General features: G+C 69.7%; 13 protein-coding genes. 5 read left to right on the top strand and 8 right to left on the bottom strand.

Features of this window, described 5'->3' with window-relative positions:
• The 5 genes from ACFYNP_RS34065 to pgl form a co-directional block, all read left to right on the top strand.
• Positions 1-204, top strand: a 204-nt coding sequence (locus ACFYNP_RS34065) for a hypothetical protein (RefSeq protein ID WP_388791054.1), incomplete at its 5' end; no start/stop codon positions are given.
• A gap of 35 nt (positions 205-239) precedes the next feature.
• A complete protein-coding gene (gene tal / locus ACFYNP_RS34070) occupies positions 240-1,358 on the top strand; it encodes a transaldolase (RefSeq protein ID WP_388415521.1) in 1,119 nt (372 codons plus the stop codon).
• A 3-nt stretch (positions 1,359-1,361) separates the two neighbouring features.
• Positions 1,362-2,885 (top strand): glucose-6-phosphate dehydrogenase, encoded by a 1,524-nt coding sequence (gene zwf, locus ACFYNP_RS34075; RefSeq protein ID WP_388415518.1) that lies wholly within the window; start codon positions 1,362-1,364, stop codon positions 2,883-2,885.
• Positions 2,882-3,925 carry a glucose-6-phosphate dehydrogenase assembly protein OpcA gene (gene opcA, locus ACFYNP_RS34080; protein ID WP_388415516.1) on the top strand — a complete coding sequence of 348 codons (1,044 nt, stop codon included), beginning with the start codon at positions 2,882-2,884 and terminating at the stop codon, positions 3,923-3,925. Before zwf ends, opcA begins: the two co-directional genes overlap by 4 nt.
• Positions 3,922-4,704, top strand: coding sequence for a 6-phosphogluconolactonase (gene pgl, locus ACFYNP_RS34085; RefSeq protein WP_388791056.1), 783 nt, complete (start codon positions 3,922-3,924; stop codon positions 4,702-4,704). Before opcA ends, pgl begins: the two co-directional genes overlap by 4 nt.
• A gap of 122 nt (positions 4,705-4,826) precedes the next feature.
• Here pgl and pgi read toward each other — a convergent pair whose 3' ends face one another.
• The 8 genes from pgi to ACFYNP_RS34125 all read right to left on the bottom strand — a co-directional run bounded on the left by pgi (position 4,827) and on the right by ACFYNP_RS34125 (position 15,007).
• Positions 4,827-6,479 carry a glucose-6-phosphate isomerase gene (gene pgi, locus ACFYNP_RS34090; RefSeq protein ID WP_388791134.1) on the bottom strand — a complete coding sequence of 551 codons (1,653 nt, stop codon included), beginning with the start codon at positions 6,477-6,479 and terminating at the stop codon, positions 4,827-4,829.
• Positions 6,480-6,544: 65 nt separating this feature from the next.
• Complete coding sequence (locus tag ACFYNP_RS34095) at positions 6,545-7,759, bottom strand: MFS transporter (protein ID WP_388791136.1); 1,215 nt, start codon at positions 7,757-7,759, stop codon at positions 6,545-6,547.
• Positions 7,760-7,934: 175 nt separating this feature from the next.
• The gene (locus ACFYNP_RS34100; protein WP_388791058.1) at positions 7,935-8,270 is read right to left on the bottom strand and encodes an RNA polymerase-binding protein RbpA; all 336 of its coding nucleotides are present in this window, start codon (positions 8,268-8,270) and stop codon (positions 7,935-7,937) included.
• A gap of 112 nt (positions 8,271-8,382) precedes the next feature.
• A complete protein-coding gene (secG, locus tag ACFYNP_RS34105; protein WP_100574431.1) occupies positions 8,383-8,616 on the bottom strand; it encodes a preprotein translocase subunit SecG in 234 nt (77 codons plus the stop codon).
• Positions 8,617-8,724: 108 nt separating this feature from the next.
• A complete protein-coding gene (gene tpiA / locus ACFYNP_RS34110) occupies positions 8,725-9,501 on the bottom strand; it encodes a triose-phosphate isomerase (RefSeq protein WP_388415506.1) in 777 nt (258 codons plus the stop codon).
• 6 nt (positions 9,502-9,507) lie between these two features.
• Positions 9,508-10,719 carry a phosphoglycerate kinase gene (locus tag ACFYNP_RS34115; protein ID WP_388415503.1) on the bottom strand — a complete coding sequence of 404 codons (1,212 nt, stop codon included), beginning with the start codon at positions 10,717-10,719 and terminating at the stop codon, positions 9,508-9,510.
• A 120-nt stretch (positions 10,720-10,839) separates the two neighbouring features.
• Positions 10,840-11,850, bottom strand: coding sequence for a type I glyceraldehyde-3-phosphate dehydrogenase (gene gap / locus ACFYNP_RS34120; RefSeq protein WP_100574434.1), 1,011 nt, complete (start codon positions 11,848-11,850; stop codon positions 10,840-10,842).
• 211 nt (positions 11,851-12,061) lie between these two features.
• Entirely contained in the window at positions 12,062-15,007 is a 2,946-nt protein-coding gene (locus tag ACFYNP_RS34125; RefSeq protein WP_388791060.1) for a M14 family zinc carboxypeptidase, read from the bottom strand.
• Positions 15,008-15,079 lie beyond the last annotated feature (72 nt).

Genomic DNA, 15,079 nt, shown 5'->3' on the forward strand with positions numbered 1-15,079 from the left:
CCGCCGTCCGTCAAGGCACGGGTCGCGGTCGAGGCCGGCATCGGCCTGACCTGGCACCGCTTCGTCGGCGACACGGGCCGCATCGTCTCCCTGGAACACTTCGGCGCCTCCGCCGACGGCAAGCTCCTGTTCCAGGAGTTCGGCTTCACCACCGAACACGTCACCGCCGCCGCCCGGGAATCGATCGACGCCGCAGCACGCTGACGCCGGTATACGAACTAGTAGGAGATGCATTTCTCATGACAGACGCACTCAAGCGCCTCTCCGACGAAGGCGTCGCGATCTGGCTCGACGACCTGTCGCGCAAGCGCATCACGTCCGGCAACCTGGCCGAGCTGATCGACCAGTCGCACGTGGTGGGTGTCACGACCAACCCGTCGATCTTCCAGAAGGCGATCAGCGAGGGTGACGGCTACGACACCCAGCTCACCGACCTCGCGGCCCGCAAGGTGACCGTCGAAGAGGCCATCCGCATGATCACGACGGCTGACGTGAGGGACGCCGCCGACATCCTGCGCCCGGTCTTCGACGCCACCGACGGCCAGGACGGCCGGGTCTCCATCGAGGTCGACCCGCGCCTGGCGCACAACACCCGCGCGACGGTCGCCGAGGCGAAGCAGCTGGCCTGGCTGGTGGACCGCCCCAACACGCTCATCAAGATCCCGGCCACCAAGGCGGGTCTGCCGGCGATCACCGAGACCATCGGCCTCGGCATCAGCGTCAACGTCACGCTGATCTTCTCGCTGGAGCGCTACCGCGAGGTCATGGACGCCTACCTCTCCGGCCTGGAGAAGGCCAAGGAGCGCGGCCTGGACCTCTCGAAGATCCACTCCGTGGCGTCCTTCTTCGTGTCCCGCGTGGACACCGAGATCGACAAGCGCATCGACGCCCTCGGCACCGACGAGGCCAAGGCCGCCCGCGGCAAGGCCGGTCTGGCCAACGCGCGGCTCGCCTACCAGGCGTACGAAGAGGTCTTCTCCTCCGACCGCTGGAACGCCCTGGACAAGGCGCACGCCAACAAGCAGCGCCCGCTGTGGGCCTCGACCGGCGTCAAGGACAAGGCGTACAAGGACACCCTGTACGTGGACGACCTGGTCGCCCCGAACACGGTGAACACCATGCCGGAGGCCACCCTGGAGGCCGCCGCCGACCACGGCCGGATCACCGGTGACACGGTGACCGGCACCTACGAGCAGGCCCGCGCCGAACTCGACGCCGTCGAGAAGCTCGGGATCTCGTACGACGAGGTCGTACAGCTGCTTGAGGACGAAGGCGTCGAGAAGTTCGAGAGCGCCTGGAACGACCTGCTCAAGTCCACCGAGGCGGAGCTCAAGCGCCTCGCACCCTCGGAGGCGTAGACCTTGTCAAGCAGCAATCCGCTGCGTGACGCCGCAGACCGACGGCTCCCGCGCATCGCGGGGCCGTCGGGCCTGGTGATCTTTGGCGTCACGGGCGATTTGTCCCGTAAAAAGTTGATGCCCGCCGTCTATGACCTCGCCAACCGGGGTCTGCTGCCGCCGGGCTTCTCGCTGATCGGCTTCGCCCGCCGCGAGTGGCAGGACGAGGACTTCGCCCAAGAGGTCCACGACGCGGTCAAGGCACACGCCCGTACGCCGTTCCGCGAAGAGGTCTGGCAGCAGCTCATCCAGGGGATGCGCTTCGTCCAGGGCGACTTCGACGACGACGACGCGTTCGAGACGCTGAAGTCGACGATCGAGGAGCTCGACAAGGCACAGGGCACGGGCGGCAACTTCGCCTTCTACCTGTCGGTGCCGCCGAAGTTCTTCCCCAAGGTCGTCCAGCAGCTCAAGAAGCACGGGCTCGCCGACCAGAAGGAGGGCTCCTGGCGCCGCGCGGTCATCGAGAAGCCCTTCGGCCACGACCTGGTCTCCGCGGAGGAGCTCAACCAGGTCGTGCACGAGGTCTTCCCGCCCAATGAGGTCTTCCGGATCGACCACTACCTGGGCAAGGAGACCGTTCAGAACATCCTGGCCCTGCGGTTCGCGAACACCATGTTCGAGCCGCTGTGGAACCGGTCCTACGTGGACCACGTCCAGATCACGATGGCCGAGGACATCGGCATCGGCGGCCGGGCCGGCTACTACGACGGCATCGGCGCGGCCCGTGACGTCATCCAGAACCACCTGCTCCAGCTGATGGCGCTGACCGCGATGGAGGAGCCCGCCTCCTTCGACGCGGACGCGCTCGCGGCCGAGAAGACCAAGGTGCTGGGCGCCGTGCGGCTGCCCAAGGACCTCGGCAAGGACACGGTCCGCGCGCAGTACGCGGCCGGGTGGCAGGGCGGCGAGAAGGCCGTCGGCTACCTCCAGGAAGACGGCATCGACCCCAAGTCGAAGACCGACACCTACGCCGCGATCAAGCTGGGGATCGACAACCGCCGCTGGGCGGGCGTCCCGTTCTACCTGCGCACCGGCAAGCGGCTCGGCCGGCGCGTCACGGAGATCGCGGTGGTCTTCCAGCGCGCCCCGCACTCCCCCTTCGACCACACCGCGACGGAGGAGCTGGGCCAGAACGCCCTGGTCATCCGGGTGCAGCCGGACGAGGGCGTGACCGTGCGCTTCGGCTCCAAGGTGCCGGGCACCTCGATGGAGGTCCGGGACGTCTCCATGGACTTCGCCTACGGCGAGTCCTTCACGGAGTCGAGCCCCGAGGCCTACGAACGCCTCATCCTGGACGTCCTGCTCGGTGACTCCAACCTCTTCCCGCGCGTGGAGGAGGTCGAGCTGTCCTGGAAGATCCTCGACCCGATCGAGCAGTACTGGGACAAGCACGGCAAGCCCGCCCAGTACCCCTCGGGGACCTGGGGTCCTGCCGAGGCGGACGAAATGCTCGCACGAGACGGACGGAGCTGGCGTCGGCCATGAAGATCGACCTTACGGACACCACTGCCAGCAAGATCAACAAGGCGCTCGTGCAGGGTCGCCGCGCGGTCGGCACCCCGGCCGTCGGCATGGTGCTCACCCTCGTCATCGTCACCGACGAGGAGAACGCCTACGACGCCCTGCGCGCCGCCGGCGACGCCTCGCGCGAGCACCCCTCGCGCACGCTCGTCGTCATCAAGCGCGTCTCGCGCTCGCCCCGTGACCGCACGGGCTCCCGCCTCGATGCCGAGGTGCGGGTCGGCGCGGACGCGGGCACCGGTGAGACGGTGATCCTCCGGCTGTACGGCGAGGTGCTCAACCACGCCCAGTCGGTGGTCCTGCCGCTGCTCCTGCCGGACGCCCCGGTCGTCGCCTGGTGGCCGGTGAACGCGCCGACCGACCCGGCCAAGGACCCGCTGGGCTCGCTGGCCCAGCGCCGGGTGACCGACACGTACGCGGCCGAGCAGCCCATCCAGGAGCTGACCGCCCGCGCCGAGGCCTACACCCCCGGCGACACCGACCTGTCGTGGACCCGCATCACGCCGTGGCGCTCGATGCTGGCCGCGGCCCTCGACCAGGTCGCCTGCAAGGTGACGGCCGTCGAGGTGGAGGGCGAGGAGTTCAACCCGAGCTGCGAACTGCTCGGGATGTGGCTCGCCGACCGGCTCGACGTGCCGGTCAAGCGCTCCCTCTCGTCGGGCCCCGGTCTGACGGCCGTACGCCTGGAGACGGACGGCGGCCCGATCGTCCTGGACCGCGCCGACGGCTCGCTCGCCACGCTGTCCATGCGGGGCCAGCCGGACCGCGCGGTGGCGCTGAAGCGCCGCGAGACCTCCGAGCTCATCGCGGAGGAGCTGCGCCGCCTCGACCCGGACGACACCTACGCGTCGGCGCTGAAGTACGGCGTCGACAAGCTCGGTGAGGGCGTCGAGGAGAAGTCCGCGCCGAACGCCAAGGACGGCTCCGGGAACGCCGAGGGCGCGGAGGCCAGGCCGGCCCCCGCGAAGAAGGCGGCCCCGGCGAAGAAGGCAGCGGCCAAGTGAGCACGCCGCAGCTCGTGGTCCACCGCGACAAGGAGCTGATGGCCCAGGCCGCGGCGGCGCGGCTGATCACGAAGGTCGTCGACGCGCAGGCCGCCCGCCGGGTGGCGTCGGTGGTTCTCACCGGCGGCCGCAACGGCAACGGGCTGCTCGCGGCGCTGGCGTCCTCGCCGGCCCGGGACGCGATCGACTGGTCGCGCCTGGACCTGTGGTGGGGCGACGAGCGTTTCGTGCCCGAGGACGACCCGGAGCGGAACTACACCCAGGCCCGCGAGGCGCTGCTCGACGCGGTGCCGCTCGATCCGAAGCGGGTGCACGCGATGCCCGCCGCGGGCGGGTCCTACGGCAACGACGCGGACGCGGCGGCCGCCGCCTATGCGGCGGAGCTCGCGGAGGCGGCCGGTCCCGAGGACCACGGGCCGGTTCCGACGTTCGACGTGCTGATGCTGGGCGTGGGTCCGGACACCCATGTGGCGTCCCTGTTCCCGGAGTTGCCCGCGGTGCGGGAGACCGAGCGGACGGTCGTCGGGGTGCACGGCGCTCCGAAGCCCCCGCCCACCCGTATCTCGCTCACCCTCCCGGCGATCCGGGCGGCCCGCGAGGTGTGGCTGCTCGCGGCCGGCGAGGACAAGGCGCACGCGGCGAAGATAGCCCTGTCGGGCGCGGGCGAGGTGCAGGCCCCGGCGGCCGGCGCCTACGGCCGGTCCCGGACGCTGTGGCTCCTGGACGCGGCCGCCGCGTCCGAGCTGCCGCGCTCGCTGTACCCGCCGGCGTCCGCCTGACGCCACGAGAAGACCGGCCCGGTCCGCCCCTTCGGGGGTGGACCGGGCCGGTCTTCTTGTGCGTGCGCCGGACTTCTCGTGCGGGCACGGGCCCGCTGGAGTGCGGGCCCGGCCTCAAGGCGTCAACGCCCGCGCAGCGCCCGGTACTTGGCGACGAGTGCCTTGCTGGACTCGTCCAGGCCCGGCACGTCCGCGCCCTCGGTCAGGGCGGGCTCGACGCGCTTGGCGAGGACCTTGCCGAGCTCGACGCCCCACTGGTCGAAGGAGTCGATGTTCCAGATGGCGCCCTGGACGAACACCTTGTGCTCGTAGAGCGCGATCAGCTGGCCGAGGACCGAGGGGGTCAGCTCCTTGGCCAGGATCGTGGTGGTGGGGTGGTTGCCCTTGAACGTCTTGTGCGGCACGAGCTCTTCGGCCACGCCCTCGGCGCGCACCTCGTCGGGGGTCTTGCCGAAGGCGAGGGCCTGCGTCTGCGCGAAGAAGTTGGCCATCAGGAGGTCGTGCTGGGCGACCAGGCCCGGCTGGAGGTCGGCGACCGGCTCGGCGAAGCCGATGAAGTCGGCGGGGATGACCTTGGTGCCCTGGTGGATCAACTGGTAGTACGCGTGCTGCCCGTTGGTGCCCGGGGTGCCCCACACGACCGGGCCGGTCTGCCAGTCGACCGGATTGCCGTCGCGGTCCACGGACTTGCCGTTGGACTCCATGTCGAGCTGCTGGAGGTAGGCGGTGAACTTGGACAGGTAGTGCGAGTACGGCAGCACCGCGTGCGACTGGGCGTCGAAGAACGCCCCGTACCAGACGCCCAACAGGCCGAGCAGGAACGGCGCGTTGGACTCGGCGGGGGCGGTGCGGAAGTGCTCGTCGACGAGGTGGAACCCGTCGAGCATCTCGCGGAAGCGGTCCGGGCCGACCGCGATCATCAGGGAGAGGCCGATGGCCGAGTCGAAGGAGTAACGGCCGCCGACCCAGTCCCAGAAGCCGAACATGTTGGCCGTGTCGATGCCGAACTCGGCGACCTTGTCGGCGTTGGTCGACAGGGCCACGAAGTGCTTGGCCACGGCGTCCTGATCGGCCTTCAGCTCGGTGAGCAGCCAGTCGCGTGCCGAGGTGGCGTTGGTGATGGTCTCGATGGTGGTGAACGTCTTGGACGCGATGATGAACAGCGTCTGAGCCGCGTCCAGGTCGCGGACGGCCTCGTGGAGGTCGGCGCCGTCCACGTTGGAGACGAAGCGGACCGTCAACTCCCGGTCGGTGAACGACTTCAGGGCCTCGTACGCCATCGCCGGTCCGAGGTCGGAGCCGCCGATACCGATGTTGACGACGTTCTTGATGGGCTTGCCGGTGTGTCCGGTCCACTGCCCCGAGCGGATCTTCTCGGAGAACCCGGCCATCTTGTCGAGGACCTCGTGGACGCCCGGCACCACGTTCTCGCCGTCGACCTCGATCACCGCGTCCCTGGGGGCGCGCAGCGCGGTGTGCAGGACCGCGCGGTCCTCGGTGACGTTGATCTTCTCGCCGCGGAACATCGCGTCCCGCAGTCCGGCGACGTCGGCGGCCGCGGCCAGCTCGCGCAGGAGCGCGAGGGTCTCGTCGGTCACCAGGTGCTTGGAGTAGTCGAGATAGAGATCGCCGACCCGCAGGGTGTATGCGGTGCCGCGGCCGGGCTCGGCGGCGAACAGCTCACGCAGATGGGTGTCGCCCAACTGCTCCCGGTGCTTGCCCAGTGCGGTCCACTCGGGCATCTGGTTGAGCCTGGTACGGCTTCCTGTGTTCATCTCCGACATCAGCCCACTTCTCTCGTACTTGCGTACCTGCCCCGCTGCCCCTCCAACCTAATTGATCAGGCGGCGCGGGCAGGAATCAGCGCGGCGACGGCGGCCATGAACAAGCCGGACGCCAGCAGCGCCGGGGTGTTCAGACCCCAGGCCCCGGCCGCCGCGCCGCCCATGAGGGCGCCGAGCGGGGCGCCCGCCACGGCCACGGTCCGGAACGCCGCGCTCACCCGTCCCAGCATCGCCTCCGGCGCGCGCTCCTGCACCAGCGTCGCCAGGTTCACGTTCCACACCATGCCCAGGAGCCCGAACAGGGCCATGGCGGTGACCGTCACCCCCAGGGCGCGCACGCTGCCGACGGCCACCAGGCAGCCGGCCTGGACGGCCCCGGCGAGCAGCACGCTGCGTATCCGCCCGAGGCGCCGTACCAGGGGCCGGGCGAGCAGACCGCCGACCGCGCTGCCGGCCCCGTACGCCGTGACGGTCGCGGCATAGCCGCCCTGCCCGGCGCCCAGCCAGCCGGTGACGTCGAGGACGAGGGTGGCGATGAGGGCGCCCATGCCAATGTTGCAGACGGTGGTGGCCACGCACAGCCCGCGCAGGACCCGGTCGGCCCACAGGGCCCGCAGCCCCTCGGCCACCTCGGCCCGCAGGGTGGCTCCCGGCTTCCTGGGCGCCCGCTCCGGAGCCGCGGGCCGCAGCGAGGCGACCAGGGCTGCGGCCAGAACGTAACTGGCCGCGTCCACCCCGTAGGGCGCCGCCACCGACACCGCGAGCAGGACCGGCACCAGCGGGGCCGCGAGGAAGCTGCCCGCTATCTGCTGGCCGGTCATCACCCGGGCGTTGGCACTGCCGAGGGCGCCGCTGGGCACGAGGGAGGGAAGCAGGGCCGTCGCCGCGTTGTCGAAGAGGGTGCCCAGGGTGGTCAGCACGAAGGCCAGCAGCATCAGCAGGGGCAGGGAGGCGTGGCCGGTGCCCACGGCCACGGCGAAGGCGGCGACCAGGGCGGCGCGGACCAGGTCCACCGTCCACATGGCACGGCGCTGGTCGACCCGGTCGGCGAGCGCGCCGCCGAGCAGTCCGAACAGGATCCACGGCACATAGCCGCAGGCGGTGACGAGCGCGATGAGGAAGGGGTCGGAGGTGAGGGTGACGGCGAGCAGGGGCAGCGCCGCGGTGCGCAGCGCGTCACCGAAACGGCTGACGACGGCGGCCGTCCACAGCCGGCCGAATCCTCCGCGCCAGGCGGGCTTCGCCCCCGACGCGTCCTCCACGGCCTGCACCGCTGCCACAACTCCCCCTCGTGATCGGCTGCTTCACAAGGTAGAGGGCGCCACTGACAATCGCCCCTGAGCTGCGGTTTCGTCCCTCGGCGCGCGGGCGGGACCGGTGCGGGGCCCCGGATGCACCGAAGGGCCCTGCGGGGGAACCGAGTTCACCCTGTGGGCCCTTCAACTGTCACATCTCGCCCCGGAGCTTGGCGAGTGCCTCGGCGAGAATCGCCTCTCCGTCCGCGTCGCTGCGCCGTTCGCGTACGTACGCGAGGTGCGTCTTGTACGGCTCGGTGCGCGGCGGGTCCGGCGGGTTGTCCCGGTCCTGTCCTGCGGGGAATCCGCAGCGCGGGCAGTCCCACGTCTCCGGAACCTGTGCGTCACTGGCGAAGCTCGGCTGCGTCTCGTGCCCGTTCGAGCACCAGAAGGAGATGCGGAGGCGCGGCGCGGACTCGCCCCGCTCGGCCTCGCCCATCGGCCCCGCTCCGACCCGGCTTCCCCGGATCGCGTTGCCACTTGCCACGGTCGTAACTCCCTGCGTGATGGTGCTCGAAGATGCCCCAGTCTACGTAAGGCCCAACGCGCGTCCAGTGATTGGAGTTACACCCCACCCCCGAAACGCCCCACAACGACGCTTACTTGAGCTTCATCAGCAGACCAAGTACGACAATGCACGCGAACCACAACAGACCGACCACGATGGTGATGCGGTCGAGGTTGCGTTCGGCGACCGAGGAACCGCCGACGGAGGACTGCATGCCACCGCCGAACATGTCGGAGAGGCCGCCGCCCTTTCCCTTGTGCATCAGCACCAGCAGCATCAGCAGCAGGCTGAAGACGATCAGGGCAATCGAGAACCCGACAATCACGGCTGGACCAACTTCCTAGGACTGATATGGCGACGGGGGCCGGGGGGACATTCCACAATCCCTGTCCCGGCCCCCGCAAGGGTACGACGGATCCGCGCTACCGCATACTTACTGGTCGCGGAAGCGGACGATCTTGACGAACTCGTCGGCGTCCAGCGCGGCACCGCCGACGAGGGCGCCGTCGACGTCCGGCTGGGCCATGATCGCGGCGACGTTCCCGGACTTCACCGAGCCGCCGTACTGGATGCGCACCTTGTCGGCGAGCTCCTGCGAGTACAGCTCGGCCAGGCGCGCGCGGATCGCTCCGCACACCTCCTGGGCGTCCTCGGGCGTGGCGACCTCGCCGGTGCCGATCGCCCATACGGGCTCGTACGCGATCACGATGGACTCGGCCTGCTCGGCCGGGACGTCCTTGAGGCCGCCGTCGAGCTGGGCCAGCGTGTACGGAACCTGCTCGCCGGCCTTGCGGACGTCGAGCCCCTCACCGATGCAGAGGATCGGGGTCAGGCCGTGCTGGTAGGCGGCCTTCACCTTGGCGTTGCAGATCTCGTCGGTCTCGGCGTGGTACTGCCGGCGCTCGGAGTGGCCCACGGCGACGTAGGTGCACTTGAGCTTGGCCAGCATCGGGCCCGAGATCTCACCGGTGTAGGCACCGGACTCGTGCGCCGAGATGTCCTGGGCGCCGTACTTGATCTTGAGCTTGTCGCCGTCGACGAGGGTCTGCACGGAGCGCAGGTCGACGAACGGCGGCAGGACCGCGACCTCGACGGCCTCGTAGTCCTTGTCGGCGAGCGCGAAGGCGAGCTTCTGGACGTGCGCGATGGCCTCAAGGTGGTTGAGGTTCATCTTCCAGTTGCCCGCCATCAGCGGGGTACGGGTGCTCACGGGTGTTCAGTCCTCCAGTGCGGCGAGGCCGGGAAGCGTCTTGCCTTCGAGGTATTCGAGGCTGGCGCCGCCACCGGTCGAGATGTGGCCGAACTTCGACTCGTCGAAGCCCAGGTTGCGGACGGCGGCGGCGGAGTCGCCACCACCGACCACGGTGAAGCCCTTGCTGTCGAGCAGCGCCTGCGCGACGGCGCTGGTGCCCCCGGCGTAGTCGGGGTGCTCGGCGACGCCGACCGGTCCGTTCCAGAACACGGTCTCGGCGTCGGTGATCTTCGAGGCGAACAGCTCGCGGGACTTGGGGCCGATGTCCAGGCCCTCCTCGTCCGCGGGGATCTTGTCCGCGTCGACGGTCTGGAAGGTCGCCGGGGCCTTCGTCTTCAGGTCCGGGAAGTCCTTGGAGACCAGCACGTCGACCGGCAGGACCAGCTCGACGCCGTTCTTCTCGGCGCGCTCCATGTACTCCGTGACGACCGGGATCTGGTCCTCCTGGAGCAGCGAGATGCCGACCTCGTACCCCTTGGCCTTCAGGAAGGTGTAGGCCATGCCGCCGCCGATGAGCAGGCGGTCGGCCTTGCCGAGCAGCTCGTCGATGACGGCGAGCTTGTCGGAGACCTTGGCGCCGCCGAGCACGACGGTGTAGGGGCGCTTGACCTCTTCGGTCAGCTTCTTGAGGACGCCGACCTCGGTGGCGATGAGGTAGCCCGCGTAGTGCGGCAGGCGCGCCGGGAGGTCGAAGACGGAGGCGTGCTTGCGGTGCACGGCTCCGAAGCCGTCACCCACGTACACATCGGCGAGGGCCGCGAGCCGGTCGGCGAACTCGCCGCGCTCGGCGTCGTCCTTGGCCGTCTCACCGGCGTTGAAGCGCAGGTTCTCGATGACCGCGACCTGGCCGGGCTGGAGCCCGTTCACCGCGTCGTGGGCGGCGGGGCCGACGGTGTCCTGGGCGAACGCGACCGGGGCGTCCAGGAGTTCACCGAGCCGCTCGGCGGCGGGGAGCAGCGAGAACTGCGGGTCCGGGGCGCCCTTGGGGCGGCCCAGGTGCGAGGCCACGACGACCTTGGCGTCGGCGGCGACGAGCGCCTTGAGGGTCGGCAGCACGGCGCGGATGCGGCCGTCGTCGGTGATGCGGCCTTCTGCCAGCGGCACGTTGAGGTCGGCGCGGACGAATACCCGCTTGCCCGCGACCCCTTCGGCGAGAAGTTCGTCGATCGTCTTCATTGAGAGGTGACTCCTTGGGAGGTACGTGACGGACGGTCTGGACAGGCGACAGGGCCCGTACAGCGCGTCATTGCGCTGCCCGAGCCCTGTAGCTCACATCAGATGCCTACCGGACCGAGGTCAGAGCTGGCCGCCGACGAAGACGGTCAGGTCGACGAGGCGGTTGGAGTAGCCCCACTCGTTGTCGTACCAGCCGAGGATCTTCACCGTCTTGCCCTCCTGGACCATGGTCAGGGAGGAGTCGAAGGTGCAGGAGGCCGGGTCGCCCACGATGTCCGAGGACACGATCGGGTCCTCGGTGTAGTACAGGATGCCCTTGAGGTCGCCGTCACCGGCGGCCTTCTTGAACGCGGCGTTGACCTCGTCCTTGGTGACCTCGCGCTGGAGCTCTACGACCAGGTCGGTGGCCGAGCCCGTCGGGACCGGCACGCGCATCGCGATGCCGTCGAGCTTGCCCTTGAGCTGCGGCAGGACCAGGGCGGTCGCCTTGGCGGCACCGGTCGTGGTCGGGATGATGTTCTCGGCGGCGGCGCGGGCGCGGCGCAGGTCCGAGTGCGGGAAGTCCAGGATCCGCTGGTCGTTGGTGTACGCGTGCACCGTCGTCATCAGGCCCTTGACGATGCCGAAGTTCTCGTCCAGAACCTTGGCCATCGGCGCCACACAGTTGGTGGTGCAGGAGGCGTTGGAGATGACGTGGTGGTTGGCCGCGTCGTACTTGTCCTGGTTGACGCCCATCACGATCGTGATGTCCTCGTCCTTGGCCGGAGCCGAGATGAGGACCTTCTTGGCGCCACCGGCGATGTGCTTCTCGGCGTCGGCCTTCTTGGTGAAGATGCCGGTCGACTCGATGACGATGTCGACGCCCAGCTGGCCCCAGGGGATGTCGGCCGGGTTGCGCTCGGAGAGCACCTTGATGGTGTGCCCGTCGACGGTGATGGTGTCGGCGGTGTGGGTGACCTCGGCCTTGAGGCGACCCAGAATGGTGTCGTACTTCAGCAGGTGCGCAGTGGTCGCGGTGTCACCAAGGTCGTTGACAGCCACGATCTCGATGTCTGCACCCTGCTCAAGGAGCGCCCGGAAGTAGTTGCGCCCGATGCGGCCGAAGCCGTTGATGCCTACGCGGATCGTCACGAACCGATCTCCTCGTTAGGTACGCCGGGTTTCTCGACGCCGGCGAGTTGTATGGGATGTCCCCGACCGGTTACGACCCTACCTCCCCAGGGCCTCGGAAGTGACATCGAGCGCGTCCGGATGGTTCCGAAATGACGCCCGCAACGGCCCGGTGGCCCGTACCTACCTGCGGGTACGGGCCACCGGGGACCTTCGGCCCCACTACGGGGCGTCAGCGGTGCAGTGCGCTGAGCGCCTTCCCCAGGACCTGCTTGCGGTCGGCGGCGGACGGCACGTTCTCCAGGCCGAAGCCGAGCAGGACGGTGTCCCGGGTGGCGACGGCGGCCGAGGAGTGGAACAGCGCCTGGGAGCGGGCCCAGTCGCCGCTGTTGCCGGGGCTGCCGGCCGGTGCTCCCGGCACGCTCCACGGCCCGAGCGAGGTCTCGAAGCCCTCGGCTCCCGAGGGGGTGCCGCCGATGACGAGCCGGGTGTCGTCGACGAACGCGCCGAGGCCTCCGGTGCCCGGATCGGAGACGTAGGAGACGGCGATCTCGACCTGCTTGCCCGCGTACGCGCCGAGGTCGAGCGAGACCTGCTGCCAGCCGTCGGACGAGCCGGTGAAGCGGTTCCAGGCGCCGCTGCTGCCGGTCGCCGCGCAGGCGGGCGAGCCGAGCGTGAGGTAGTGCGTGAGGAAGGGGTGCTCCTGGAGGAGGTAGCCCTGCTCGCACTGGCTGGGCACGCTGGTGGTGCTGCCCCCGTTCGCGTCCGGCAGGGTGGTCCAGTCGTCCTGGCCGACGGTGTGGGCCTCGACGATCACCTGGTCGTAGCCGGGCTCGGTGTCGTAGCTGAGCTGGAAGTCCAGGCTCGGCCTGTCGGCGGCCGTCGTCCGCGACAGATCGACGGTGCGGGCGAGCCGCATGTAGGCGTCGTCCCGGTGCTGGGCCGCGGCGAACCAGGAGCCCTCGGCGGGCTCGAAGGGGGTGCGGATCCCGGGGTAGTCACCCGCGGAGGCGCTCGTGAACTGCGGGAACCGCTGGGGCTTGAGGGTGTCCGAGGTGATCGTGTACGCCCCGGCCGCGGTCAGCGGGCTGCCCGGGCCCGCGGCGAGCGAGGCCTTGGCGCCCGCGAGCCTGCCGGTCCCGGCGAACGCGGGCGGCGACTTGAGCCCGGCCTTGTTGTAGGCGCCGAGGTAGTACTGCGAGAAGTCGTCGGACAGGGCGCCGCCGAGATCGACACTGCCGCCGGCCTGTGCGCCGGCGTTGACGAGCTTGCCGCCCTCGTTGAGGAAGTCCCGTACGGCGAACGTCGTGGCGGCCGTGGGCCGCGCCTCGCCGGTGTACCAGACGACGTTCCTGAAGTGGCTGAGCACGCCGAGCGCGCTCGGCGCGCCCTGGGTCGCCACGTCCCAGACGGCCGCCTTCCTGCCGTTGTCGGCGAGCGCCTTGGTGTAGAGCGCGGCGTTCTTGGCCGCGCCCGTGCCGCCCTCGTCCGCGAGCACCAGGGTGTCCGCCTTCGGGCGGGTGGCCACGGTGTACGTGAAGGGCGTGCTGGAGGTCCGCCCGCCCGCCGCGGTCCGCCCGGTGAACCACACCTGGACCTTGTCGCCGGCGTGCGCGTCCTCGACCTTGGCGCGGTACTGGTCGAAGCGGATGTTGTCCTGCCCGCCGTAGACCTCGCCGCCCTTCCAGGGCCTGAGCTCCTCGGTCTGTGTACGGCCGTTGTTGACGCGGTAGTTGAGGGTCTTGTCGCGCACCGACTTGCGTACGGTGACGGCCACCTGCTGGTCGTCGTCCCGCGCGTAGGAGGTGGCGAAGGTGTCCGGCGTGAAGTCCGGGGCGTCGATGCCGACCGAGGAGGAGGGCCGGTCGGGGTGGGCCGAGGTCTCCGCGACGGAGAGCGCGAAGGGGATGTTCTTCTCGAACTCGCCCTGGATCAGCTTCTCGCTGTCGGGGAAGTTGAAGTCCGAGGGGCAGTCCGCCGCGTTCCACTGGTCGCCCGGGTCCACGTTGGAGGCGGTGGTGCAGGTCGACATCTCCGGGGTGAACATCATCGTGCCGTTGACGTTCGCCGCGTGCCCGTCGGCCTCGCCGTTGGTGGTGTACAGCGCGGAGGAGACCTCGGAGAGGTAGCCGGGGATGGCCGGCTTGTCGGGAGTGCCCGCGAGCGCCTTGTAGATGACGTCGTCCGGGGTCGGCGTGGCGACCTGCCAGCCCACTCCGTACAGCAACAGCTCCGCCGCGGAGTGGTAGTTGATGGCGTAGTTGAAGTGGACCCGCTTCTCGAAGGAGTCCAGCGCCTTGGTCTCGGGCTCGCTGCCCGCGCTCGGTCCGCGGTAGGTCTCGTTCGACGGGTCGTCGGACGAACCCTCGTTGTCGTAGCCCCACTTGTAGGGGAAGTTGCGGTTCGGGTCGACTCCGTCGACGGACGTGATCTTCCCGTCGCCGTTGTTGTCGCGGAGGTTCTTGCGCCACAGCCGGTTGCCGGGCGTGAAGGTGTAGTCGTAGCCGTCCGGGTTGGCGGAGAGCACGAACCACAGCTCGGTGGAGTCCACGATCTTGGTGATCCGCGGGTCCTTGCCGTAGTTGTCGAGGTAGTAGTGCATCAGCCGCCGGGTCATCTCCGGGGTGATCCACTCCCGGGCGTGCTGGTTGGACAGGTACAGCGTGGCGGGCTTGGAGCCGTCCTTGGACTTGTTCGCGCCCTTGGTCAGCTTGACGGCGAGGATGTCCTGGCCGTCCGTGGTCTTGCCGATCGACTCGACCTTGGTGAGGTTCGGGTTGGCCCGGCCGGTGTCGAGGATCTCCTGCTTCAGCCCGTTCGGGCCGCTGTACGGGCGGAACACCCCGTCGCCCGCGGCCTTGAGTCGGTTCTGGGTCTGGGCGGAGACCTTGCGCTCGGACAGGGTCACACCCTTGCCGCGCAGGGCGGCGGCCTGGGACTTGGTGAGGTAGAGCTCGACTCCCGCCGAGCCCTTGGCCGGCAGTTCGGCGCCGAGTTCCTGGGCGTCGGCGCCGGCCTCCAGGAGCAGCGGCAGCTGCGCCCGGCTGACCTGGGCGTTCCAGACGACGATGCCCTCGCCGTCCGCTCCGCCCTGACTGGCCTGGGCGACGGGTGCCGCCACGAGACCGGCCGTCAGGAGTGATGCAGCGGCGAGGATCGCTCTCGCTCTGCGTCTCATAAGCCCCCCTTGCTGTTGTCTGCCACGAAAGTGGACCGACGCCAGGCTCATGACACTTCATGATCATGTCAA

This window comes from Streptomyces sp. NPDC006691, from assembly GCF_042869955.1.
Taxonomy (GTDB): domain Bacteria; phylum Actinomycetota; class Actinomycetes; order Streptomycetales; family Streptomycetaceae; genus Streptomyces.